24 protein-coding genes are annotated in these 23,602 nt (G+C 39.4%); 9 read left to right on the forward strand and 15 right to left on the reverse strand.

Annotation, left to right across the window (positions count from 1 at the left end; translation table 11 throughout):
* The first annotated feature begins 460 nt into the window (after positions 1-460).
* Entirely contained in the window at positions 461-2,392 is a 1,932-nt protein-coding gene (locus ACF8EG_RS17130; RefSeq protein WP_392419638.1) for a replication initiator protein RctB domain-containing protein, read from the forward strand.
* A gap of 42 nt (positions 2,393-2,434) precedes the next feature.
* On the opposite strand, the gene ACF8EG_RS17135 is transcribed toward ACF8EG_RS17130, so the two are convergent.
* From ACF8EG_RS17135 to parM, 7 genes are all read right to left on the reverse strand, one after another.
* The gene (locus ACF8EG_RS17135; protein WP_025767563.1) at positions 2,435-2,752 is read right to left on the reverse strand and encodes a hypothetical protein; all 318 of its coding nucleotides are present in this window, start codon (positions 2,750-2,752) and stop codon (positions 2,435-2,437) included.
* 106 nt (positions 2,753-2,858) lie between these two features.
* The gene (locus tag ACF8EG_RS17140) at positions 2,859-3,386 is read right to left on the reverse strand and encodes a 3'-5' exonuclease (RefSeq protein WP_180208914.1); all 528 of its coding nucleotides are present in this window, start codon (positions 3,384-3,386) and stop codon (positions 2,859-2,861) included.
* The gene (locus ACF8EG_RS17145; RefSeq protein ID WP_138937734.1) at positions 3,383-4,300 is read right to left on the reverse strand and encodes a hypothetical protein; all 918 of its coding nucleotides are present in this window, start codon (positions 4,298-4,300) and stop codon (positions 3,383-3,385) included. The genes ACF8EG_RS17140 and ACF8EG_RS17145 overlap by 4 nt, the downstream gene beginning before the upstream one ends.
* Positions 4,293-4,739: a hypothetical protein gene (locus ACF8EG_RS17150; protein ID WP_392419640.1), complete on the reverse strand. Its 447-nt coding sequence runs from the start codon at positions 4,737-4,739 to the stop codon at positions 4,293-4,295. Before ACF8EG_RS17150 ends, ACF8EG_RS17145 begins: the two co-directional genes overlap by 8 nt.
* Positions 4,736-5,854: a hypothetical protein gene (locus ACF8EG_RS17155; protein WP_392419641.1), complete on the reverse strand. Its 1,119-nt coding sequence runs from the start codon at positions 5,852-5,854 to the stop codon at positions 4,736-4,738. Before ACF8EG_RS17155 ends, ACF8EG_RS17150 begins: the two co-directional genes overlap by 4 nt.
* Before the next feature lie 19 nt (positions 5,855-5,873).
* The gene (locus ACF8EG_RS17160) at positions 5,874-6,416 is read right to left on the reverse strand and encodes a hypothetical protein (RefSeq protein ID WP_180208918.1); all 543 of its coding nucleotides are present in this window, start codon (positions 6,414-6,416) and stop codon (positions 5,874-5,876) included.
* 2 nt (positions 6,417-6,418) lie between these two features.
* Positions 6,419-7,510, reverse strand: a complete 1,092-nt coding sequence (gene parM / locus ACF8EG_RS17165; protein ID WP_025767569.1) for a ParM/StbA family protein — start codon at positions 7,508-7,510, stop codon at positions 6,419-6,421.
* Between the two features lie 75 nt (positions 7,511-7,585).
* On the opposite strand from parM, the gene ACF8EG_RS17170 reads away from it, so the two are divergent.
* The 5 genes from ACF8EG_RS17170 to ACF8EG_RS17190 all read left to right on the forward strand — a co-directional run bounded on the left by ACF8EG_RS17170 (position 7,586) and on the right by ACF8EG_RS17190 (position 12,548).
* Positions 7,586-8,035 (forward strand): hypothetical protein, encoded by a 450-nt coding sequence (locus tag ACF8EG_RS17170; RefSeq protein ID WP_283658509.1) that lies wholly within the window; start codon positions 7,586-7,588, stop codon positions 8,033-8,035.
* A gap of 99 nt (positions 8,036-8,134) precedes the next feature.
* Positions 8,135-9,358, forward strand: coding sequence for a hypothetical protein (locus ACF8EG_RS17175; RefSeq protein WP_392419644.1), 1,224 nt, complete (start codon positions 8,135-8,137; stop codon positions 9,356-9,358).
* Between the two features lie 3 nt (positions 9,359-9,361).
* Positions 9,362-10,900 carry a hypothetical protein gene (locus tag ACF8EG_RS17180; protein ID WP_180208921.1) on the forward strand — a complete coding sequence of 513 codons (1,539 nt, stop codon included), beginning with the start codon at positions 9,362-9,364 and terminating at the stop codon, positions 10,898-10,900.
* A gap of 22 nt (positions 10,901-10,922) precedes the next feature.
* Complete coding sequence (locus ACF8EG_RS17185) at positions 10,923-11,729, forward strand: hypothetical protein (protein WP_138937728.1); 807 nt, start codon at positions 10,923-10,925, stop codon at positions 11,727-11,729.
* Between the two features lie 189 nt (positions 11,730-11,918).
* Entirely contained in the window at positions 11,919-12,548 is a 630-nt protein-coding gene (locus ACF8EG_RS17190; RefSeq protein ID WP_392419646.1) for a hypothetical protein, read from the forward strand.
* Between the two features lie 58 nt (positions 12,549-12,606).
* Here the strand turns inward: ACF8EG_RS17190 and ACF8EG_RS17195 are convergent, their stop codons facing one another.
* The 7 genes from ACF8EG_RS17195 to ACF8EG_RS17225 form a co-directional block, all read right to left on the reverse strand.
* Positions 12,607-12,906, reverse strand: coding sequence for a helix-turn-helix domain-containing protein (locus ACF8EG_RS17195; RefSeq protein ID WP_392419663.1), 300 nt, complete (start codon positions 12,904-12,906; stop codon positions 12,607-12,609).
* A gap of 132 nt (positions 12,907-13,038) precedes the next feature.
* On the reverse strand, positions 13,039-13,497 hold the full coding sequence (locus tag ACF8EG_RS17200) for a hypothetical protein (protein ID WP_392419648.1): 459 nt from the start codon (positions 13,495-13,497) through the stop codon (positions 13,039-13,041).
* An 8-nt stretch (positions 13,498-13,505) separates the two neighbouring features.
* Positions 13,506-13,703 (reverse strand): hypothetical protein, encoded by a 198-nt coding sequence (locus tag ACF8EG_RS17205; RefSeq protein ID WP_392419649.1) that lies wholly within the window; start codon positions 13,701-13,703, stop codon positions 13,506-13,508.
* Between the two features lie 65 nt (positions 13,704-13,768).
* The gene (locus ACF8EG_RS17210; protein ID WP_392419651.1) at positions 13,769-14,209 is read right to left on the reverse strand and encodes a hypothetical protein; all 441 of its coding nucleotides are present in this window, start codon (positions 14,207-14,209) and stop codon (positions 13,769-13,771) included.
* A gap of 14 nt (positions 14,210-14,223) precedes the next feature.
* Positions 14,224-14,457, reverse strand: coding sequence for a hypothetical protein (locus ACF8EG_RS17215; protein WP_180208922.1), 234 nt, complete (start codon positions 14,455-14,457; stop codon positions 14,224-14,226).
* A 248-nt stretch (positions 14,458-14,705) separates the two neighbouring features.
* Positions 14,706-15,218 (reverse strand): hypothetical protein, encoded by a 513-nt coding sequence (locus tag ACF8EG_RS17220; RefSeq protein WP_283658515.1) that lies wholly within the window; start codon positions 15,216-15,218, stop codon positions 14,706-14,708.
* A gap of 17 nt (positions 15,219-15,235) precedes the next feature.
* A complete protein-coding gene (locus ACF8EG_RS17225) occupies positions 15,236-17,806 on the reverse strand; it encodes an ATP-dependent helicase (RefSeq protein WP_025767579.1) in 2,571 nt (856 codons plus the stop codon).
* Positions 17,807-17,891: 85 nt separating this feature from the next.
* On the opposite strand from ACF8EG_RS17225, the gene ACF8EG_RS17230 reads away from it, so the two are divergent.
* Positions 17,892-18,653, forward strand: coding sequence for a hypothetical protein (locus tag ACF8EG_RS17230; RefSeq protein ID WP_180208925.1), 762 nt, complete (start codon positions 17,892-17,894; stop codon positions 18,651-18,653).
* Positions 18,654-18,703: 50 nt separating this feature from the next.
* Here ACF8EG_RS17230 and ACF8EG_RS17235 read toward each other — a convergent pair whose 3' ends face one another.
* Positions 18,704-19,942: a hypothetical protein gene (locus ACF8EG_RS17235; protein WP_138937722.1), complete on the reverse strand. Its 1,239-nt coding sequence runs from the start codon at positions 19,940-19,942 to the stop codon at positions 18,704-18,706.
* 105 nt (positions 19,943-20,047) lie between these two features.
* Here ACF8EG_RS17235 and ACF8EG_RS17240 point away from each other — a divergent pair, with 105 nt between their 5' ends.
* Together ACF8EG_RS17240 and ACF8EG_RS17245 are read left to right on the forward strand one after the other, a co-directional pair.
* Entirely contained in the window at positions 20,048-22,489 is a 2,442-nt protein-coding gene (locus ACF8EG_RS17240) for a HipA domain-containing protein (protein ID WP_258486233.1), read from the forward strand.
* 182 nt (positions 22,490-22,671) lie between these two features.
* Positions 22,672-23,580 carry a DNA replication terminus site-binding protein gene (locus tag ACF8EG_RS17245; RefSeq protein WP_138937720.1) on the forward strand — a complete coding sequence of 303 codons (909 nt, stop codon included), beginning with the start codon at positions 22,672-22,674 and terminating at the stop codon, positions 23,578-23,580.
* The last annotated feature ends 22 nt before the right edge of the window (positions 23,581-23,602 follow it).

Here is a 23,602-nt window from a genome sequence, read left to right on the forward strand (position 1 = left end):
AACAAAAACTAATAAACAAATCCCATGAAAGTTAGTGCGATCTATTAAGCTTTAGGTCAATTACTGTTAGTAACTCCGAGTTTTATGTGAACAAAGTTTGTGCGATCTAATCATTCGTTTTGTGAGATCCAAAGGGTGAGTTAGTGCGGTCTAAATAAGGAGTTAGTTCGATCTATCATCTAGCTTAGTGCGATCCTGTCACCATACCGATATTGAAAATTGCCAGTTGAAAACAACATTGAGCATATCTCATTGAATTTATTTCAGATATTTCGATATCACTCTAAAGCGCTTGAGCTTGACACATGACTGCCAATCATTAGAAATCATTTAAAATCAAAAAAAGATCATTAAGATCATTCCCAATTTTAATTCTGTGTATAAGTTCGCTAGCTGCTTGATTTGTAGGTTTTTACTAAGCTGTTACTATCTGGGTAATGTGATCGAGTACTGAACTGCTATGAATATTGAAATTTTAAGCTTAGATTTACCAGAAAACATCAACCTAAAGAGGAAGTTCTCGTTATTTCTCCTTGATGACCATTGCTTGGAACCTAGCCATTTCAATTTTATAGAGCAAGACCTAAACGATACTCAGGTGAATCTTGTAAAGACCATTCTTAGATTAGGGTCTTCGGTCAACAACAAAGTGGTGACAGTAAAAGAATTAACCTCGTTTCTTGAAGATAGCTTTAAAATTCCTGCCAAAACAACATCAAGGAATATCCGCGACCTCGTCATGAAAGGGATCGTTAAAAGAGCTGAGGTAACAGTTAATGGCGTACCGTCAAACTCTGTGTATTGCTATGTTTTTGCGACAAAATCAGAATTGGTTGAAAACCTTCCGGTTGGTAACAGGAATAAAACCCGTTTCACCAAAGAACACTCTGAATCATTTCAAAAAGCACTCCAAATCACAGGATATTCTGCCGATTCATTTAACACTAAGAGCCATGAGATCAGCAGTTACCCGTACTCTCGACAGTTCTTACCGCAAGAATTTTTATCATTAGCGCCAGTCAGACGCAACGCTATTAACTTTACCGAAAAGGAGTTTAAATACGGGACAGGACGGTCAGAAATCAAGTACAAGATAACTGTTAAGGCTCACGACCAAGTGCCTACAAAAGCAGCACTTAAAACCTATGTTGCTTTAGTTAAACTAGCCCTTGCATATAACTCTAAGATGCTTTCTCAGGGCATATTTAGTGAGCCATTCGAGAAGAAAGAATTTCCGTGCCGGATGAGTCAGATAGTCCAGGTTAAAGGAGTCATTGAATCAGGACCAAACAGAAAGAACATCGATGACCACCTATCGGAACTACAATTTGCTAGATATTTATTTTCTGGTAGCCCGTTAGCTCAAGAATCAAAACATCTTGATGGGTTGTACTCTCAAGAGGAAGATTTCATTTTTATAGCTAAATTACGCCGAAACAATGAACTCGTGAAACTTGACGGTTCTACGACGACCTTACCAAGTGCCTATTTCATAACTTTAAGTGATCAAATTATTGAGAACTTAACACGCAACGATAAGCTGTTTGTATTTCCTGAAAGAATAGTCAACGGCGACCCACTCCTACTCTCTCTTTACATATGCTTAAGAGACAAAAAAGCCGACCTTGAGGACATCGAACTAACTGTACTTAATCGTTTAATGTACTTATCTGGTACAGAAGCTAATTTGTTCAAGCAATTAAAGACCAAGCTTGACCAGCAATACGGCGCTTCACAAACGCTTATCCACAACGACGAAGAATTTGACTATAACTTACACGGTTATTATCTGAAGTTCTGTAAAAACTCGACTGGTAAGCATTGCTTGAGGGTTGTCTGTGATTTAGAAGAAATGATTACAGAAGCAGGTGCCTATTACGATCCAAATAAGGGAGAGAGAAATGCACCAACTATCCCTCATCCTTTTTCACCCTATGTAGATATGAAACGAGAAGCCGCGCTAGACTCACTCGAAAAGATAATACTCAATCAGTTTACAGAACCATCTACAGTTAGAAGGGTCAACTATCGACTGTTCAACGTTTCTGAAAATGATCTATTGCTTACCTACTATGACTCTAAATCAAGCTTAGCCACCATTGCATCAGCGTTTAGTACTCACGCTGGTTTCAATGAGTCAGATGTGTTTGATGTCTTAGTTAGGATTCAAAAACATTTAAAACCAATTGCTTATGGGGAGTTAGAAGTTGAAAAACGAGATTTTGAATCTCTGCGTTCATACCTTAAGAGTGAGCTAGGTTTCAAAGTGAGTAAGTTAGAACTTCTTGAAATTGCAAAAAACTTCCGCTATCGAAAAATAAGCCAATGGAAGGAAAACGACTTTAGGGAAATTGGCTCATTCATTCTTGATAAACTGCAGACTGTTAACTAGGAGATATGCTTATTGGGATTTAAAGCTGAAATGTAGGAACCACTAAGAGGGAGCCGATATAACTTCTAACTCTTTCATTCGTGGTGTCGCCCAAAACACTTTGCCATCATTTGAAACACAGAAATATGGGTATCCTTCATCGTTAAGTAGCACCGTCCCAATATCACCTTCCTTTTCGCACTTTACTTCACTGAGTCTGCCCGGACCTACAGTTCCCATCTTTATCGTATTGACAGGTAAAGTCGACTTTACGTCGTTATGACCATCACTGACAGCCGAATTTTCTTTGGAGGTAACGTCAGAACATCCTAAGTTAAGTAACACTAGCGCGGTTACTAATGTTCGAACTGAATTTGCCATCGTTTAATCCTATGCATAATTAATGGTCAAACGCTCCTATTCATATTAATAGGAGTCATTTGAATAGCTACAATTGACTAACTCGCTAAGCTGGTGGCTTGAAATACTACACACCCTGTGGATCTCTACGCTTAAAGCTTCTTCTCACGAGTTCGGGATTTCGACTATAAATACAATGAAAAATCAGTTTATGGTGGTTTGCATCTGATAGCGCTCGATGCTTAACCTCACCACTGATACCCAAACGCTTCAAGGCTTCAGCCATAGGAATAAATCTGTCGAGTTCGAAGAATTGTTTAGTCAATTCTGAAAGACATAGCGATGGCACCTGGTGTAACGGCTCCAAGCCATAAGTAACCAAAGTATGGTTTATCCAGTTGATATCATGTTGGACGTTATAGCTTAACCAAATTCGCCCTTTTAGAGCGTCTGGAATTCCATCAAATTCATCATGCTCATCAAGCATAGCTTTTGTAATGCCTGTCATTGATGCGTTGTGAGGATTTAATTCCAAAGAGTCTGGGATGCGATATAACTCAGCGCCATGTGAGGCTGAAGTTATCCACCCTATCTCAATAACTTGATCTGTTGGTTCCGGACCAGATATTTCAGTGTCTATAACAACCATTTTCATATCAATTGACCTTTAATTTTCAGATTAGCAAGCAGCTCTCGAAGGTTCTCAATATTTGTATTCGATCGTGCTTTTTCATGTGTTTGAGCTTTCAGTATGAAGTCTTCAATAACCGGTAGCTTGTTACCACCATCCTGTGAGATTTTGGCAATTGTCTTATCTACCGCGTATTGGGCATTATTGATGAGTTGACTTCGCCTTCCAAATCTCGAAATGTGATTAGTCATCTCTTTGTACGAGAGAGCATTCATTCCGTTAGTTGGATTTAAGTCAAATACCGAGTTTTCAGAACTAATGTTGAGCAAACTAATGGTAAGCTCATCCATTGTATAAGATGCATTTTGTACATTTGAAGCAATCGTTTCTAAAATTTGTAGGTGCTTAATCCATGTGAATTCATTCGTTGGTACACCGACTAGTGATTTGTTATTTATCAGCCCATAAGCACCACAATTATCACACTCTATGTAACCATCCGATTTGAATGACTTAATGGTTAGTCCCTGTTCGTGATGTGTGAAAGAACTCATACCGCAATCGCCGCAAACCAATGATCCAAGCCTAAAGGAGTGCCCTTTGTTTTGGATTATGTCTTGCAACTCATAGAGTCGACACTTTATTAAGGCAAGAAATGCACTACTTACTTCATCACATGTATGACTTTTACTTTGCATGTGATTAATCAGTTTCATGTAAGCGCGAATGTCGTTATCTACTAGAGTGTCAAACGGCTTATTAACGATTTCACAAAGAGTAGTGGCTAATGCTCCTAGCTCTAGGTGCTTAAATGGTTGACGTGGAGAGTAACCAAAATCTGGAACTGTAAGATTTAAATGTGACAATCCGGGATATACCAAAATACCATAAGTAGTGACACTTAAAGGGGCGTGTTTAATTTGGAATTTCCTAGCCATCAACAAACGATTCCCACCCTAAAATTTTATATACGTCGTAGTGTATATCTTCAATGCAGATGGTTTTGGTTGGAAAAGCAAAGTCAATAATCCCCTTTTCAGTGAGAAATGGTTTCAATTTAACTTTGCCTAGTCGCTTGTAATTTGTTTCTTTGCATTCATCAAAGAACCTAGCGATTTTTCTCCAACGCAACAGATAGCAACTACATTCCGGCATCAAACGCTTTATAGCTCTTGTTTCGTAGTCCTTGAAGATAATCTCAAACGCTAAGCAAACTAAAGCTGTCTCATAACCATCCAATGGGGACATGTCGTTATTCACGACCCGTACCCCTAACTCATTAGTTAATGGTGACTGATCATATACATGGCGCAGTTGCGCTAAGAGAAAGCGTTCTGATTCTATGATTGGAGGTCTGCTATCCGTGGTAACTTTCATAGTAATGATGTTTCATTGATAAGTTTGGCTGTATTCAGAGTTGCTGCTTCTAAGCGTTTGAACATACTCTGCCTCAAGTAATCGTTTCGTAATCTAAATAGCTCATCTCGACTGCCTTTAAGATTATTTTCACGCACGTATCTTGGAAAGTTGTAAATTACATCAAGGACATTGAAGTTCTCTTTATAAACCTCGTTCACGTTTAGCTTGGATAGAGTGCTATGAAGCCTAACTTGATTATTCTTATATAGAATCTCACTCAATGAGATTATTTGAGTGTCAGTGAAAGGATTCATCATTGCGTTTGTTTTTGTATAAAATCGCATTGGCACGTAGCAGCGTCCAAGCAATGAGCCGACTTTGCTAGAACCAAGCGCTTCTATCATTGCAATATCCTGCGATGCCATTTCTGCTATATCATCTAGCCGACTAGTAAGTAGGCTCTCATCAATACTTTTTGTCTCATAAAATCCATCGGCACACGTTAACGACCCTTCTAAGTCCGAAACACACTTCTCAGTAGTCATAGCGTGAGTCATCATAGGGTCATGTAGTTTTATTAAGGTGGAAAGCTGGATGAAGAACACCATTGCATCCGCTGCATAAGAGTCTGAATCCACCAGCAATTCTTCAGTTATTTGGAGAAGCTGATACAACTTTCCTAATGAGGAAGCACTCATTGGGTTGGACACCGTAGAGCAATTTTGATTAAGTGGAACGGCATTGCTACCGAATTTGTACAAAGGAAGATCCAACAATTCAATATCTAACCCTGCCTCTTCGACCTTGACTACGAGTCTTTCTACATCAACACCTCGCATTAACAAAAGCTCCCTTAAGGGCTTCTGCTCCCATAGCTTGGTTAAGAACATGTAGGAGCTTATTTTGAGTTCTGGATGCTGAGTCAGTGTTAGGGATTCATGATTATCTAGCGTATTGGCGAGGTATGAAACCTTTGCCTTTAGAGACTCTACCTTGGCAACACGAGCTGAGTTAACTGCCGTATTAAGAACTGTCGCTTGTAATTCCGTACTTAGCGCTAAAGCCTGATTTGGTAAAATCATTGCAATAGCAGTAATCAAAGTAAGTATTTTGCGATTTACTAATTTAACCATTTTATTTCCATGAAAGGCACTATGTAGGAATTGAGTCCAAAGAATGATCGTAAAAATCATCCTCTTCTTCTTCGTCAACATCACCAGCAATCGATTCGTCCGTACTAACGCTGTCATCGGAAAATCTCGTTTCAAGACTTGGGATTTTTTTAGGCTCTGAACTCGTTTCTAATTTTTCAGAAGTATTTTGGTTGGCAGAATCAGTATCAGGATGATTTGGGTTAAAGGGAGTAGAGCTAATAGCAGTTGGCATAAAGGAGCCGTTTAAAGCTCCATCTTTCAATATTGCTAACACTTCATTAATACTTGCACCTGAATATAGCGTCATTACACGCTCATAAGGGTCGAATTTCTCCCCTTTTTCATAGGATGCAGCCGCGTCAACCATAAGCTTGCGTGCCATGATTTTTATGGCGTCTTTAAAGCCAGGAGAGAAAGTAAATTGATTTCCTCTCCCACTAGATTTAATTAAGGCACCACCACGGACAAGTAGCTCCTGCAGTTCTGGATCAACTGTCATTGCTATTCTCAAGTTACTGTATGGTGATTTAGCTTTACTCATATCTACGCCGCTTTTAATTCACGTTCTAGTTTGATTCTTTCTAGCTCACCAAACTTCAACATACCTAATACGTTGTCATATAAAGGCGTATCTGAAAATGAAACGTCAGATACATAGCGCTTAATAAACGGAGCAAGAATAGAACTAGAGCCACCAGTGAAGCGAACTCGATTAAAGTCTTTGAAGTTGTATGAGTCGAGAATATCTCCTATCGCATTCTCCAATACTTCTTCAATCGCTTTTACTACGATATCTTCGACGTTGATTGAGCGAGCTTCACGTAAGTCCGGAATGAATTGCTTTGTGCGAATAATTTCGTCAATTTCAAGTCGGGAGATGTTTTGGCGGTATGGCTTTAAGCTAATGCGAATTTTGTCATGAATCGCAAGCATTCCAGAATCTTCAAATGTATGACAATCAGCAGAGATGATGGCTTTATTTTGAATGACGCCAGTATCAATAGTGCGACCACCAATGTCTATGTACAAAGATGATTGGTCGACTATCGCTTGGTCCATAGACAGCCTGAGTTTATTTTTATTGAAAGTGTACTTGATAGCATCGTTGTAAAATGCCCCCAAACTCTCTGCTATCTCAATGTGCTTTACAATTTGATGCATAGGCTCATTTTGACCATCAAGGTATACTGGCTTACTCATCATTAGTTCACGTTCTTTGATGTAATCCTCGTTACGAGTTCCATCTTTATAAAAACGTTCAATTGGAGACGAGGTAACAAGAATAATTTTGTCACTTGGAGTAGACCCAAGCTGGCGCATCATATGATTAACCATCACTCGAGCAGGAGCGCTTACTTGGTATGACTCTTTATTGGTATCAATGAAGCTATTGCTTTGTCCGGGGATGATCTCATCTAAAACAGTGTAAGACTGCTCTTTAACCTGGGCACCAATTTGATTTTCTGTACTGTAGGTATTTGCACTAGAGCTACCCAATGCATCAAATCCAGCTTTCGATCTGGTAATGATTGTTGGAGAAATGATCTTTTTGACTTGACCATTTACGAAGCGTGCGCCTTTATTGTTGAAATGCCCGTCATCATTAGCGAACACTCCCAATCCACTTTTGCTCATATCCAAGCTCTTACTCTTTTGATTAATTTGCTATAGAATATACACTATAAAACACTAAAGCAAATTGATAGACACATGAGTGATAACAATCATATTTCTACAGAGAGTCGATTTATTCTTAACTCCGTTGACAAGCTATTCCATGTTTTTTTGGTAAACATGCCAGAGCCTATAACGCATTCAGGTAAGGTTGATTACCACGACATGCTGGAAGAGTTCAAAAATCGACTAGCTTTCATTGCAAGAGCTACAAACTATATTGTTGAAACAAATCATTACCGACAGAGTTTCGAACAGAGAAGCCGCTTCGAACACGAGTTTCGAAGCAACACCAAGAGACTTCCGGACCGAAGAAAGTTATCTCAACGACAATTATTGGCACTGTCAGCTTGGTTTAGCATTTGCCAAGGACTCCAAGACATTTCAAAAATCGACAAAACAGCGCCATTAGCGTTGAAAGCAAAAGAGCGAGCTTTCCTCTTTAACTCAATACCTCTCCTATCTTTTTACATCGCAGACTTATAAATTTTCTGAAAGGGATTTCAAAGAATCATGATTATACGTTCCCCTGTTTATGCTAGCACTTCGGATTCCAAACTGTTTCACGCTTCAATTGAAAACTTAATGGAAGTCAATGCGGAGCATAGCGTCAGCTTAGACACCTTACACCTGAAGACGAAACAACTCTTGAAGTCACTGAAAGAGGCAGTCTCTGCACGCGATATCAAAACGATTGAAGATAGAGAACGATACTTTTTCGAAATCAGAGAACTGTTTGAAAGTCACTGCGAACTTCTTAAAGACCTTGATAGCATAATTGTTCATTCCCCGACCCATACCGAGCACGGACGACAATTCAAGTTAACTGACTATGGAATGCCTGTAGCTCAAACAATCTTCGAGAAGGGAACTGTCGCCTGTGTTGGTCCATACAGACTTGTCGTTGCTGAATGTAAATTATCTGCTTCGCCACTTGAGGTTGGGAAATTTCGAATTAGTGGCAACCTCGACCTTCTAAATACACAACTACCGTTACGACAGCATACCTTTCTTCATACACAAAACCGTTTAAACAACCTTTTGACCTTAACCAACAAAGAGATGTTATCCGTAAAGAATTTGATCGATGAACTGGACTCAAAGATCGGCAAACTAACAATGTTTACCGCTCCATTTGCCTCGTTGTTTTTTGCAAGCATTAACTCACCAGACAAATTCTCAAATGGGTTTGATGATTTGATTACGGAGGCGAAGGAAAATGCTATATGGAATGACCAAGATGGAACTAAAGCGCAAGCCATCAACTCTGTCACAGACCAAAAAATTGAGATCATGAATTTGCTAAGCGGCTTTAGCGGTAAATATAACAGTGAATCTCTAGCACATGACGTTATTGAGGATCTAAAGACTACCAACCCCTTAACATGGCAGTCAGACTTGATGAGTGTGGGTATTGATGGTATCGCCTATTCGGATGATAGACATTCGATCTCAGCAAGTAGAGGAATGCCTTTGCCATCCCAGTACGAAATATTTGAAGAAAGCGCGATCAGCTTTGAAGAAAACGTTAACGCAGAGTTGAGCAGTCTTTCCAAATCAAACAAGAATATTGTTCAACCTATTTTGGCGTTTGAGTCTTTAATCTCTAATTTGGTTTTATTAGATGAATTTCTTCTACTATTAACTCTCGCGAAACATAAGCCAAGTCAGCTCCAATCGGACAATTTAACTGACAGGCAGAAAGGGTTAGTCAAATTTTATCAACTTACACGTTTAGATAAGCTGAAGTTACCGAAGCAAGCCGATCTAGATAAAGAAGTCTCTGATTCAACCTTACCTGCGGTGTAGCTTATGCAATTGCAATACGTGAACTCAACGGGTAAGACTGTATTAACAACCCTCAATTGTTTATTGTTGTCTCTAGTCATTGCCCAATTATTTGGACCGTCAGACCTAATTATTTTCAATGATGCGTTGGTTTATAGCGACGACAAGAGTTATCTTGTGGCTTATCAACAGCCTTTCTACGGGGCAAATCATCTGACTTCAAAGCTGTTACTGCTAGAATCTGACTCATTTCGCGCCATTGAACCAACGCGCAACCAAGCTTATACAGCCCTAAACTCCTACCCTTACAATCCGACGAGTTCTTTTTTTTCAAGGCACTCATTTGTTATAAGCTTCTTAATACTTATTTTTTTTAATATCCTTTTCAGTTCAAAGCGTAAGTATTACTTATCCTCATCGCCAGATGTTGTACAGCTTGAACGAATTTTGAAAGAATTAAACAGCTCATTTCTAGACCGCTGTCGTTTCTTCTGGATTAAGCCAATATTAAGTCAGAGAATTAAGGCTAACAAGCGTAGGAAAGAGCTACTATTTCAAGTGCTTAAAGAGTCATTTAACGAACACTCTACGCATTCAGAACACCAACATAATGTCTTTTTCGAATTAGTGGATGAAGCCTTAGCTGCTGGTCGTAACACTATTCGATTACGTGTTACGTTTGATAAAGCAGATTCTGTGAAAGTGCGAATGAGGTCTTCACAGTGCAAAGAGTATCTTTATACCACTAAGAACCCTGTCGCGCTTTACTTTAGGTTAAAGAACCAACTACGAATGACTGACCCAGCGCACATGATCAATAGTGTAAAGGACCACCATGTCTCACTCCCACAAGAAGCTAATAATTACAAGCGGCGCATTGAAGTCGCATTGGTTAGCAACATGAACGCGATGGTGGAGTTATTTAACCTACAGGGGATTGTTAGCTTTGAACTCGCTTATGATAAAAACAAGCCAAACTGTTTGATTCATATAGAAACGAGCATTAATGAATATGCTGAAAATGGTGTTGATGTTATTAATACATCTAAAGAAAAACTCGGTGGTATCTTTGCCTTTCAACCCAACGATTTTGACACTCCTGTAGCTTACATGCGCCCTTTGTATACATTTACCGTCAAAACAAACAAACTGAATCTTCGCTATGTTATCCCGCACAGGTATAACTTAGAACAAATGCTAAAGCACGGTGTTAACTATAAACGTGAGTTAACAACGAAGCTCCTACCAATGGATGCGAACCTTGCCTTGAGCCAATTTATCATTAAGTGCTTACGATTGAGAGAAAGTACAACTTTAGGATTAGAGCGATTTGAGTTTGATGTTATCCAAAAACGGATGAGTCACATGAACATTCGCAGAGATGTAGTTATGAGAATGGAAGACATTACCGGTAGTGCAACACTCGCCAATAGCTCAAAAGCAGAGATAAACAGTCGATACAAACTTTGTAGCGCCGCTTACTGTGCTTCTTTGCTTAATGATGACGCTGAAATGGTACGTTGTGAAATCTACTACACGTCACTAAGTAGCTTAAATATCTAATCGATGTAAGGACGATTTTCTGATGAAAGTAACAAAATTGGATGTTTGGATATTCCTTGCGCTACTTTTTGCATGTATCACACTTAACTTGGCACATCAAAATAGCTCATTATTTATTGATGATCACCCCTACCTACGCCGAACGATTCGCTCTTTGTCTGACTCATTACCCATCTTCAGGTTAAAGGAAGAAATCACATCGTATAAACAGGACAAGGATTTAGTAAAGCTGTCGCTAATACCCGAAACAAACGATCAAAAAGTAGCCAGCGTTCTAATGCACAACTATCAAACCAATGTGAAATACAAGTACATTGAGGGGTTATCGTATCCAAGCGGCAACTACGAAGTGACACTTTTTCCGGTTAATTCAGATAAGTACCTACCCACATCAATGTCAGGCACGTTCAAAGAAAATGGTAGCCATGCCGTTCATTACTCTCTTGTTCGCAAACCCTCACCTAAACCAAAACATAATCTGAATAGTTTAAATAGTCTCAGCTCAACTGCTGAAGAAAAAACTAGGTTCGTTCTGCCGCTTGAATCAACTCAAGAACGACTAGAATTCGCTTCAGACTCACCTCAATCTATCGCCCATTCAGATAAATTAAGGTGGGTATCCGGTAAAGTAATCATCAACACCACACCCAAAAATGCAACTATCGAGCTGCTATCAGAGCCTGGGAAACCATTCACAAACGGAATGACATTTGAGAAGCCATATATCAAGGTTAAAGTTTCAGCACCAAATTACATTTTCACAATAAAGAAGTTTAAGTTATCTACCGGAACAAACATTTTTGTATTACCACTACAGCGAATGAAGTAGATTTGTGACTTTAATTTCGGTCTTAATTAGGGATTTGGGCAAGCATCACTGCTGTGATTTTGATAACTTACTATGTGAGAGTTATTTAGTTGTTCTAGATAGAGAACTTACTAAGTTACTGTAATCAAACATTACCTAAGAATCATTTTTTACATGTAACTGTAGTCCCAAATCAAAGAGAATTGTGAAATGATAAATAAACCAACCCCCTTAGAGATAAAGAGCCTTTCACCTTTCATCGATCCATTCTTCATGAATGCAACTCCGGGTATCTTCCTGGTGGGTGGTGACAACATTTCAATCGAATTCCCCAGTGGGGGAATAACAAATTATCAGTTAGTACACCCATTGGAAAAGGGAACTAAGCTACGAATGGAAGTTTCACGCTCAGGAGTCCGTGCGACCCTTCAGAGTGAAGAAGACCAATATAAACAAGATTTGCAGCAACAGCGTGCAGATAAATTGAAAGCTGAAAGAGCGAATGCTGAAGAATTAGCAAAAAAAATCCAGAAAGACGCGGAACTATTTAACTCTTCGCTAAACATACCCTTTCGCTGGTGCTCAGATATCAAGGTAGTAATGTCTGGGTTGATGGAAAACAGCAATGGAAGTGGAGTTAATAAACGCTCTGTACAACATGTAAGAGTACTAGAAGCCTATTCAGATGGTCGGTTCAAAAGAGATGTCGGTGATTTCTTATGTGGACGTGACGAGAGTAAGCATCAAGGCTATACAGACCATGCCTGGGATGCAGAGGCAAAAGCGAAAATCACCTGCAAACAGTGTATTAAGGTGGCTAAGCGATTTGCTAAGAAATAAATGGTTTTCCTCCTTCAGAACGGGCTAGGCGAGTAACTAACCTCGCCTAGCTTTGGATCTAAATTTTCAGTTCTGTAATACTAGGATAAGAAAGAACACTGCAGATGTGGGATAAATTACTTTCTATCCAATCTCTATTAACTGCACCCCAATCCTTAATTCGAAATTTACCACGGTTAAACTGCTCTACCTTTATCTCAATCTCATGAAGTGCTTTGATCGTGTCCTGTGCTGTTCTTCTCGGCATACAGGTCGCCTCCATCAGTAGAGGTACTGTATTTATGCCAGTATCAATTAAATAAGCTACAAGCAACCGTCTAAGAAACGAGGTTTGTGTTTTACTTGGTTTTTCTATCATTTCAATCTCAATATCTTGATCGGATAACAATCTTTCCTTTGCGTTGCGCTTAATAGGGAATGACTATTCTAATTGCAGCCACCAGCATGATGTGATTTTGAACGCAATGACACGCTTCGATATGGCTTCCAATCAAGTTGTTGGAGGCAATAAAGGCGCGTAATGACTGCCAAATTCTTGGGGACGGTTGTCATAACCAATTTTTAAGGTATCGCCATACTTCATATTTACTGAAGTTTTATCAGCTTGTACTAAAGCCCTAGCTGCCGTTTCTAATAGATAGCTCCAATCGAGTTCATCTGGGATCTTTAGTTGATGAATCAAGTCAGCTCTAAGTTCTTCTAATGATGCTCCTCCAACCTCGGCTACGGTATGAGCAGATAAGTCTAAGAGGCTAAACCAAACCTTATACTCATCTACTGTATAGGTGCTAGAATTGGATTCTGGTTCACCATTGATCTCACCCAATATCAGAACTGTTTGACCATTGGGACTAATTTGTAATTTATGACAGTAATTTGTCGAACTGTCGTTGTAAACGGTCCAAAACGCCCCATTTTTGCATTTAAAATATCCGTAAATTTCCTTCATGGTGTGCCCTATTCGGTTCCTGGTGGAGTTTGAGGACCAAGTAAGTATTCTCCATCGCGCATCCAATCTTGACGGCGACCGTTAAAACCTTTCATTGTTCTAGGGTGTTTTGTTGCATCAAGATAAACAGGTTCCGGTGAGTCTTTACCATTTTCAAAATACCAAAATAGACCAGTATCTAACGGAATTGATTCATGCTTTAACATCTAATGCTCTCCAACAGATGATTCTTACTAACTTAGATGAAAATTAGCACGCCACAAACGTGCATTCAAGTTAAATTCGCAAACTTCAATATGGATTTTCTACGCCTCTCGTACCTACGGCAAGAACTCCCAACCTCGTAAGCATATGCCCAAACATTCCTCGGTAAACCACCTTGCAAGGATTTGGGGAAAGGGTTTTCTGATGCTCCCCACTTGCCCTTACTTGTTTCTATGTAACCAATTATCTGCGCTTCTCTCTGTAAAGATTCATAGAACGCAATTAATGTCTTTTCATCAGCAAAACTAGGGTAAAACCCGCCAATAAATCCACCATGATTGTGCTTCCAAGCCGGGAATCGATTTGAAGAACCATTACAAAGCAAAGTTAACTCTGACGTAGCATTTCTTAATTCAATTTCAGAAAGAAAAATGACTGTGCGGAGGGAGGGATCGCGAGCAATATTTAAAGGACAGTATTTGTACCCGGTGTCAATATGGTTCATCATTTCGACCTCAATACTTACTGGTCATTATTCGCGAATTCACCATCTTCAGCTCGTAAATACTCAAAAACGTGACCGCATTTTTCTTTACCCATTACATCTGTAAACCAAATTTCACTGCCTTCAGAACAGATGTTGCACCTCACCTCAACAGTCCCTGTACCTGAACTATCTTTTAATTTGTAGATCGCCCCATGAACTAACTGATGATTTGGAATAGGCTGCAGTTCTGAGTTTATTTCTTTAGTCATTAATTAACCTCCAAAGAACGAAAAAGATTGAAGTGATTATACAAACAACAGGTGCCAGCCAGGGAACATCCCTATTAAACGATTTACTGAGCAACCTAAGTTTAACTCTTCTGCTTCGCTTACTTTTAAGCAAGGGCGCAAATGCGTCCCTAACCGATGAATTTATACACCACCCGATCAAAACCATAATGGTTAGTAACAAAGCGTTGAATGGCTCTAATACGGTCGTTATATGCTGTTTACTCATATCAATATGGATGCTCCTTCGTAAACTGTTGTACGTCCCCTACTCGCACTTCAATGCGCCGGATTACCGAGTTCAATAAGTACAGTTCTGAAAAAGTATCTCTAGACTCAAAGACGAACTCTGGATGCGATTTAAGTAAATGTATTGGGTATAGGTCATCTTTGCGTGGATTGATACCGGCAACCACTTTAATTTGCTTAGCAGTTGCCTCTAGTAGCCCCCAGCCTTTGGGTAAGTCTACTTTGGGATCAAGCAGACCTTTAGGTGTAAGGTAGTATCGAACCTGCCCCATCCCTTTACCTTCTTGTCGCCAAGGTTTCTTAAAATCAGCTAAGTAATCAGATTTACTGGTTTTTACTTCAATTAAGATCGTTAAACCATGTCGTATTCCAAAACAATCCGGTTGTTCGCCCCCTGTGGTGTCGATTTCTTTAAATGCCGTTTGGCATCCATACGTATTTTTTAACCACGTTTTACCGCGTATACACAGTTCGTCATGTAGCGTACTAGCCATTATTTATTACTCTTAAGTTATAAACTAAAGCCCATTGACTTCATCATTTCATTTGCTTGACTCTCAACTTCATTGTTGTATTCAAGAGGCTTTTTTGGCATACGGTCCCCACCATCACTATTGTCGACGTTGTTCAACCTATCAGTGATTTTATTGCCTTTTGTCTGTATGCCGTTTTGCACTGTTGAAGCTGGTGGAGTGGATTGATGTTGCGCTTGCGAGAAAGGCTGATGTTGACGCATTGGATAATGTTCAATTTTTAAGATGCTTTCCCAATGAGGGACATTTGACTTAAATTTATCAACAAGCTTGGTAAGCATAGTTAATGGTTCTCGACGCCCACTCATCCCGTTTACTACACGCGTTTGAGCGTAAGACAAATGGAGGTTTGAAGTTGCCCTAGTCATCATTACGTAGAAAAGGCGTTGAGCTTCAGCTAACTCATCATTCACATCGAGGTCCGGAGACATACAAGCTTCAAAGTTAATCTCGTTAGCATTTGGGTGGAAAATCTCATTTTCGTTAGCCAACATAAAGACAACTTTTGATTCTAGCCCTTTAGAAGCATGACCTGTCATTAAGTTAATTGCATTTTTATCAGACTCTTGCTTTACAGACACCCGAGTCATCAGGTCATCAGCAATGTCAACGATGGAGTCACCAAGAATAAGCCTTTCCGCGAGCTTAACTACCACGGTTGTTACATGTTCAGTTTTAGCACTAATTTTATCCGCGATACGTTCCTCTAGAGGTATGTCACTGTCTTTTTTAGTTTCAGTCCTCTCTACCTCTTTCTCCCATTGGGGCATTACCATATCTAAGTAGGAATCCAATAAATGTTGAGCCGCTTCACCAATAAATGAATGCCTGTAGTTTTGAAAATCCCGGTTGTAGTCAGATTGCGTTTGAACATAGTGTTGAATCTGCTCCACAGAAGCTTCAGGGAACATTTCATCCACAAATTCGACCATAATTTCTTGATCATCAAAACAGCGCTTGAGTAAGTCAATTTGAGAAAAGAACGTATCTATTTTTTCGTTTTTTGCTGAATTCGATTTCGTTTTACGAGATAAGATAAGATCTCTCGGGGCAATTTCACCATTATTTTGGTGATACATATCTCTTAGCCACATATCTGCAACACCAATTTTTACAGCATCCAAAACTCGTGCGTATGCGAGTACATCTTTCGGTCGAGCTAAAATCCTGATGTATGAAGCAATGTCTTTTACTTCAGCGCGTTCCCAAAAGTTAATCTCACCAATCATGTTGTAGGCGACACCTCGAGATTTAAGCAATTCTTCAAACGCTTTAACCCCTGCCCGAGTCCGGTACAAAACATAGATATCTTTAGGTTCAAGACCTTTATTTAAGTACTCATCGATCTTATTTAGGGTGAATTCTGCCTCATCGTTCTGATCTCTATGTGCAGATATTTCAATCGGGTGCCCCATGATATTCGGGTGAAATACGCCTGTTTTTAGTTGACCCGACGTAACCTGACCCGTCATATCTTCAGCAAACATATTTGTAAAGCTGAGTAATTCATTACTAGAGCGGTAGTTTGTATCCAATTCAAGCGTTGTTACATCACCAAAGAAGTATTCTGCATTCAGCATTAATGCAACATCACTAGCCCTAAACCCGTAAATGCTTTGACGTGGATCGCCAACGAAGAACAAATTCAAATCTGGATTCGCTTCCATTAATGTCTTGATAATTAAAAATTGAATTAAGTTACTATCTTGAAATTCATCAACCAGTAAATGCTTGTATCTGGCAGCAACCTTACGGGCAACATCTGGATTAACTTTGAGTAGAAAGTAAGTGTTTAAGAGGACATCATCGAAATCCATCGCGTTATTAGATTTGCATCGCTTGGTATATGAGTTCCAAAGCTTACAAAGCATTAACTCTCTTAAAGCGGGGCTTTCGTAACGCTTACTTCTAGCAAAGTCATGGACATCTTCTGGCGCAAGTGAAAGTACTTCTTTGTAGAATACCTGCATCTCGGCAAGGGCATTGGGGTGCTCTTTTGTAATACTATTTTGGTATATTTTGGCGTTTTTTGCTCTTGCTCGATGCTGAGATAGTTCAGAAAAAAACTGCTTTCTTTCCAAACCCCAAGCTTCTTGAAGTGCTTGTTCTTGTGGACGGAGGCTTTTTGTTACTTCGTGGAATATTTTCTTTTGGTCATCTGAATCGATAATGAAAAACGAATCGTACTTTAGCTTTTCTACCATGAACTCATGTTTTGAATAGACACGTAGAAGCTTGTTAAAGATCGCGTGGAACGTACCGACAGTGACTTGATGCCCTCTGAAACCACAGAGGTCTTCGACCTTAGTTTGAAACTCTGATGCACTTTCATTTGTAAATGAGAGTGCGAGTATTGAATCGGCAGGAACACCAATCTCAATTAGGTGCCTGATACGGGCTACCATCGTCGAACTTTTACCTGTTCCGGCTCCGGCAATAGTAGAGATCACTTTTTCTGCAGACGTGGCTGCGACGTTTTGGGAGGGGTTTAGCGCTCCTATAACTTCGTTATAATCTCTAGCGGGTAATGCGGCTTCAAAATCGTTCATGGGAAGACGTTCCTTTAACATTACAATTTAATGTATATACGTTATAATGCTTTAATAAAATTCGCTAACATTGGATTATAGCCTAATGACGCCTGAAAGTATTGTTAAAAACATCCTTGAACAAATCATTTCATTTAATGCCCCATCAGCCATGATCCTCGTTTCAGGACAGAGAGCCGATGTCTTCATTAAGACAGAGCAAAGAACTGTTCCATTATTCTCATTACCAAGTGACAAGTTCTTCTTCGCCACAAGCCTCATCTTTCGAGAAAACCAATTCGAACAAACAAAACATTTTCAGTTCTCACCGAACAATGAACTAAGAATGGTTCGCTTTCAGTCTGATCGAATTAAAGAGGCTTCAAAGGGGCATGATTTAATTATGACAACCTCACGAGTCGGTCAGAACTCATATCAAGTCCTATGGTATTTAAACATCTCTCATGAAAACCTGAAAAAGATGGAAGACGGCAAAAAACCATTTGCAGATTCGGTCAACCAGATGTTTGAGTCAGATTTAATAAATGAATGTAGCCCTGGCTCCGGAGCTGGGAACTATGATCAGATCGTTCATGAAGCTGAAATCGCACATGATAAATATGAAGAATTCATATCAAAATATGGTTTTCACATCTTAGAGTATGATGGTGGCAGCCTTTATGGTGTATTAAGTAGTGGGGCATCATTTGTGGAACCATATGAGACTACGTTTCAGTTAACTAGCCATACAGGTAATGAACCGTTAGTACTCAAGCTAAATAACACAGGTATTGACTTCTTCCCTCCTTATATTTTTCCTATCCCAGCGTATGTTGACTTCTTTGGCTACCGGGTAAACCAAGTTTGATAAAAAAAGCCACCTCACATTGGGTGGCTTTAGCATAGAACTTCAAAAGTCTAAGCGACTTTAAGCTGCTTTTTACAAAGCTCAATTCCATCGATCGAAGAAGCAAGTAACAGTCTCATTTGTTCTAGCTTGGTGTCTAGTAAGCGAGAAACTGTAACCATGCTTTTCAGTTCTTCTTTACTCTTCCCTTCGACCGCTTTGATTTCAGCATTAACGCATTCACGATACCAAACGCCAATTTCCAAAAGTGTCTCAGCCATTAACTGTCGACGGACCCCCTTCTTAATGCTCTGTATGTTGCTAAGGAAATCGACAATGATTTGTAAGTCGGCATCTTCCCCTTTGTCGCAATCGCAAAGTGCTGTGAAAAGCGCATTAATGTCTTTTGAGGTTGTTAAGTCTTGGAGATCAATAAGTGAGTTTTTCCAACTGTAGTAAGTAAACACACTTTCTTTAGCTGCAAGCCACTGTATAGTTAGTTGCAACCACTGAACCCAATCTTTTGCATTTGGGTTTCGTGAGGTTTTGAGCATCTTGTCGTATTGAGCTTGCAGTTGGTTCTGTTGATTATTGCGTGCGTACTCTGTCAGTTCACCAACTACCTTCATCGCATCTACGTTGATATCTAATTCTTCAAAGATTTTTTTTGCATTTCTGCGATGCTCTTTTACCAAACGAGTCGATGGGAGTAACCATTCTTCATTCTGAGTATCTTCATAAGTTTCAGGGGTAATATGGGCGTTGAGGTCATAATTGTATCGAAGGTGTTTAACCTTTTTAGCAACCTCAAGGACCACTTCCCTAGCGTTCGGATCATTGATTCGGGAGAGAGTTTCAATAAGAAGTGTGTTGTAACCACTAATTTTGATGTCACTACCAGACTTGTGTTGCATTTCCCAACGTTCACCGCTAGATTCTGAGTTACAACAAACATCACTTAGTTCATAAGCAGAAAAGCCATGTTTGTTCATTACGCTTTCAGGTGTAACTTTGTGCCAGTTTTGCGCTTCTGGGTAGATGGTCATTAATCGAATAAAGATTTCGATTTGTGGGACCGTTAGGTTGTGACGCATATCGATGCCATCAGCATCAATTTTAGTAACTTGTGTATATCGATTTTGGTTGATACCTAGAACTTTTAGACGGTCTTTAGTTTTTAGTCCTTGGTCATCAAAGAACTCTTGAACATCTCTGGCAATAAAAGGACGTTCATCGCCAAATCGTTCAAGACGTTTTTGGACATCAATACTTTGCTTGCCTCTTACTAGGCGATTTGTCATCTCAGTCATCGTCGCATTCTCTTTTTAAATAAGGTACAGTATTAACACTGTATAATTTTAATAATTACATTTATAATATACACTATAAATTGTAAGTCAAGGTGCTACATTGGTATGAAATCCAAAAATACAAGCATAATCAGCAGCAAACCAACCGTTCTAACTCCTTGTTTAGCAAAAGATTTAGGTTCAAAGGGTAATATTGAGCTTGAAAACTTTAAGCAACTCATTGCTGATGATAAGGCTTACCTTTTAAATCTATATATAAATGAAAAGAAGTCCGGCATTTTGCTTGGAATTGAGTCACCAACCTTTTCCATGCATCAACAGTTTGCACCCGACATTCAAGCTATGCATATCCGGTCTGCCATCTACGAACAAGTAGATACCTTCTCCTATTGGATGAATTTACTTCCATCACCAGAATCGCTTAACAAAAACACTCCGGTAAGAGATAACTTTTGGAATTTTCATTCACCTCAGTTTAAAGAAGGCGAGAACAGCATTAGGTTAAGTGTAACTATTGGCAGTACTGAGCATACACTTTACAACGCAACTGTTACTAAATTACCTCTTAAATTGCTGAAATATCTAATGTCAGCTAATACTCGCTTTCCCTACGAACTTAACGACAAGACATATGATTATATCCCTGAATCTATTGATGTTGATAAGATAAAGTCTAAGGTTTCAAAGTTTTTCAATGTAAGTGTGAGCATGGCGACAGCACTACTCTTCGCGAAAGAGTTAAAGACAGAGAATGACCTAAATGATTTGCTTTCCATCATCCAAACTCGTTTCGATATCGATGTTGAGTTGGACAAGATTAGCGAGCTTATTCCAAATCTCTATCAGATGGCTGAGTACTACTTTACTGAAAGTAATGGGCTATTGGATGCGCGAGAGAACGTTGCACAAATTGATGATTTGATAACTGTTCAATCTTCCACAATTGAAAAACGCCTTGGTGCACGTAAAGCATTTATTGATGGAATATTGGATACATTTACCGTTAAGCATTACGGTTTACCTGTTGCGCTTATGATCAACCATTATGAACAAGGGGTTCTAGCTCTACCTGATTTTGGCTCTATCGATAGCAACCATAATTCACGACTGACAAATCTAGTGAAGAACCTTTTGCCGGAACATTCTAAGTCTGAAAACGAAGATATTAACCTTCGTGAATTTGTCTCAAAGAATCAGAGACTGATCTCTAGCTTTGCCTTTGAGCCAACTAACTTTGAACATCACTTCGCTGCATTGCGAACAGCAAGTTATATCCCTCGATGTAACAAACTTAACGCTGATACAATTGATTTCCACTCAACAACATTATCTAGCGACCACGTATTTGGTGGTGAAGTGGACGACCTTCCTAAAAACGACAAGCACTTCCTTGGTAAGATTAAGTCTGACTTTCTTGAAGCTGGTGGTGTACTGATAAGTGGGGTTCAGTCAAAATTATTGATGAACCTATACCAACTTGAAGAAACTGGTGAACAACGCCTTCAAGTTTCCCGAGGGAACATCAAATCTACCCATATTGCTAAATTTCCAATGCTAGGGAGGATTGATAACTTAGCTGTAGCAGAATGGCTTGGTCTTACTCTCACGAAAGCGGCAGGTTTAAAGACTTCAAAGTTTCAATTAGTAAGATCAACTGCAAATCAGCCTTCCTTGACCCATACTAACAATGATGAAGCTTCAGAAAACTTAGTTGGAGAGGCTGATATCATGAGATCGATTCTCGGAGATGTAGGAGAGCGAAACGAAGACTCACCTTTTTCAATGAATGAGATCTTTGAAGCCGATAACGACACAGAGTTCGATGAGTTTATACAGTCCCATGTTATCAATGAGTCCGTAGACTCAATGAGTCATCCACCATTTATTGTTATCGAGCGTTTCGACATAGCTCATGAACAAGTAAACCCTAACACGCAATATATTTCTCAAGACTTTTGTGCCCTGGCACAAAGAGAGTCCTCAAAGAAATATGACTACGATTTTGAAGGCGTAGCAGCGATCCTTAAGAGCCATATTGTTGACAAGAAAATGTTGAAGGAAGCTCAAGAGCACTTACTCCGACTAATCGTAGCCTCGCTCGCTATCGCAAATAATGACTTGCACCTAAAAAACCTTTCATTACTGACGACTGTCAATGAGCAAGGAGTGCATATTGGTTTGTCTCCTGTTTACGATGTGCTTTGTGCTCCAATGGTTTCACCAATCATTAATGAATATGATTACAAACAAGCCATGCCCATAAACGGAACATGTCGCCCGAGCATTACGAATATTATTGATTATGCTGTGGAACACCTGGACTTCGATAAAGGAGCCGCAACAGCTATTGTACGAGATGTCATTTTTAGTATTCGCAGCGAAGTACAAACCCTTAAGTCCAACATCGACACAATTTTCAATAACGACCCAACATTGACGGAACGTTTGAAGGAAGGTCTACAGTATGTGAATCGTAATGTTAACCACATTATTAAACACGGCGTTGAATGGTCCAAAGGACAAAGAGAGCGAACCTATACACCTTAACTCACTTCTAACCCCTGCTTAATATAATTGCTCCCATCAGTTGATCACGTCATTGATTGACTTTTAGTCTATTTCCTCTAAAAATAACTGTATATTTATCCACCAGTTCTAATGGTTATCTATTAACCGCAAAGACTGGTTACTACTCTAATCAAGACAGAATGTTTGGATAGGAGCACTTTGTGGAACATATAGACCAACTCAAAAGCCACCTGATTGATATTAATGCTAACGTCCATACATTGTGTAGGATGATTCATAAAACGCCTCTAAGCGCCAATCTCGCCCTTGTAAATCACATCGAACGAGATGAAAACGAGGAAGGTGCAAAGAAAATTGACTTCTATGAGGTACAACATATTGATGAAAGGGACAAAGACACGTTAATCGACAAGATCAGACTGGCATTGTTACCTAAACTACGAGACGAATTTCAACATACTGCAACCAGACTGATTGGTGTAGTTAGTATCGATTGCTCTATCGAAACCGAAAATGAAATTATTCAAATAATTGAGAAAATTAACCAGTCTAAAGCAGATATTGGTGTAATCTTAAAGACTCACTATGAAAAGATGCATGAACGTATGAAGTTCCTCCAATCTCCGGGTACACCACTGTATGGAGTAATAATGGATACAGTTCATCGAAAAATTTCATTTTCGAATACCAATGAAGATCTGTATATAAAATCAGTTACATTTAACTGGAGTGAAAAAAGTTACAAGAGTTTCGAGATCAAAAACCTCAGTCAATTCCAAGGGCACCTTATCTGGTATGGTAAGACTGAAACAGAGAGTCTTGAGATTTGGAATACAATCAACGTTTGTCCGAACGAGAAATTGGTAACGTTCCTCCCACAGCGCGTTCACCCCGTTGCAAACATCTCGTATGCCAATATCCAAACGAATAAGGTCATTAGGCGCTATCCAAAGAAAGCACATACTCCTATTTTCACTTTCGCTCGATTAGGGACCAATAGCAATAGACTCGAAAACTATGTTGTCAAACGAGGTATGAAAACCATTGATGATAAGTTTATACCTGCCCTGCCGAAGTACGCGCTATACACTTATAAAAAAAGCAGCTAGATAGCTGCTTTTTTTTAGTTAA

It is taken from the genome of Vibrio sp. YQ_11, assembly GCF_043103065.1.
Lineage (GTDB): Bacteria > Pseudomonadota > Gammaproteobacteria > Enterobacterales > Vibrionaceae > Vibrio > Vibrio parahaemolyticus.

Coding starts and splice junctions, on each gene's coding strand:
- ACF8EG_RS17130 (WP_392419638.1), top strand. CDS start 461: ATGAATATTGAAATTTTAAGCTTAGATTTACCAGAAAACATCAACCTA.
- ACF8EG_RS17135 (WP_025767563.1), bottom strand. CDS start 2,752: ATGGCAAATTCAGTTCGAACATTAGTAACCGCGCTAGTGTTACTTAAC.
- ACF8EG_RS17140 (WP_180208914.1), bottom strand. CDS start 3,386: ATGAAAATGGTTGTTATAGACACTGAAATATCTGGTCCGGAACCAACA.
- ACF8EG_RS17145 (WP_138937734.1), bottom strand. CDS start 4,300: ATGGCTAGGAAATTCCAAATTAAACACGCCCCTTTAAGTGTCACTACT.
- ACF8EG_RS17150 (WP_392419640.1), bottom strand. CDS start 4,739: ATGAAAGTTACCACGGATAGCAGACCTCCAATCATAGAATCAGAACGC.
- ACF8EG_RS17155 (WP_392419641.1), bottom strand. CDS start 5,854: ATGGTTAAATTAGTAAATCGCAAAATACTTACTTTGATTACTGCTATT.
- ACF8EG_RS17160 (WP_180208918.1), bottom strand. CDS start 6,416: ATGAGTAAAGCTAAATCACCATACAGTAACTTGAGAATAGCAATGACA.
- parM (WP_025767569.1), bottom strand. CDS start 7,510: ATGAGCAAAAGTGGATTGGGAGTGTTCGCTAATGATGACGGGCATTTC.
- ACF8EG_RS17170 (WP_283658509.1), top strand. CDS start 7,586: ATGAGTGATAACAATCATATTTCTACAGAGAGTCGATTTATTCTTAAC.
- ACF8EG_RS17175 (WP_392419644.1), top strand. CDS start 8,135: ATGGAAGTCAATGCGGAGCATAGCGTCAGCTTAGACACCTTACACCTG.
- ACF8EG_RS17180 (WP_180208921.1), top strand. CDS start 9,362: ATGCAATTGCAATACGTGAACTCAACGGGTAAGACTGTATTAACAACC.
- ACF8EG_RS17185 (WP_138937728.1), top strand. CDS start 10,923: ATGAAAGTAACAAAATTGGATGTTTGGATATTCCTTGCGCTACTTTTT.
- ACF8EG_RS17190 (WP_392419646.1), top strand. CDS start 11,919: ATGATAAATAAACCAACCCCCTTAGAGATAAAGAGCCTTTCACCTTTC.
- ACF8EG_RS17195 (WP_392419663.1), bottom strand. CDS start 12,906: ATGATAGAAAAACCAAGTAAAACACAAACCTCGTTTCTTAGACGGTTG.
- ACF8EG_RS17200 (WP_392419648.1), bottom strand. CDS start 13,497: ATGAAGGAAATTTACGGATATTTTAAATGCAAAAATGGGGCGTTTTGG.
- ACF8EG_RS17205 (WP_392419649.1), bottom strand. CDS start 13,703: ATGTTAAAGCATGAATCAATTCCGTTAGATACTGGTCTATTTTGGTAT.
- ACF8EG_RS17210 (WP_392419651.1), bottom strand. CDS start 14,209: ATGATGAACCATATTGACACCGGGTACAAATACTGTCCTTTAAATATT.
- ACF8EG_RS17215 (WP_180208922.1), bottom strand. CDS start 14,457: ATGACTAAAGAAATAAACTCAGAACTGCAGCCTATTCCAAATCATCAG.
- ACF8EG_RS17220 (WP_283658515.1), bottom strand. CDS start 15,218: ATGGCTAGTACGCTACATGACGAACTGTGTATACGCGGTAAAACGTGG.
- ACF8EG_RS17225 (WP_025767579.1), bottom strand. CDS start 17,806: ATGAACGATTTTGAAGCCGCATTACCCGCTAGAGATTATAACGAAGTT.
- ACF8EG_RS17230 (WP_180208925.1), top strand. CDS start 17,892: ATGACGCCTGAAAGTATTGTTAAAAACATCCTTGAACAAATCATTTCA.
- ACF8EG_RS17235 (WP_138937722.1), bottom strand. CDS start 19,942: ATGACTGAGATGACAAATCGCCTAGTAAGAGGCAAGCAAAGTATTGAT.
- ACF8EG_RS17240 (WP_258486233.1), top strand. CDS start 20,048: ATGAAATCCAAAAATACAAGCATAATCAGCAGCAAACCAACCGTTCTA.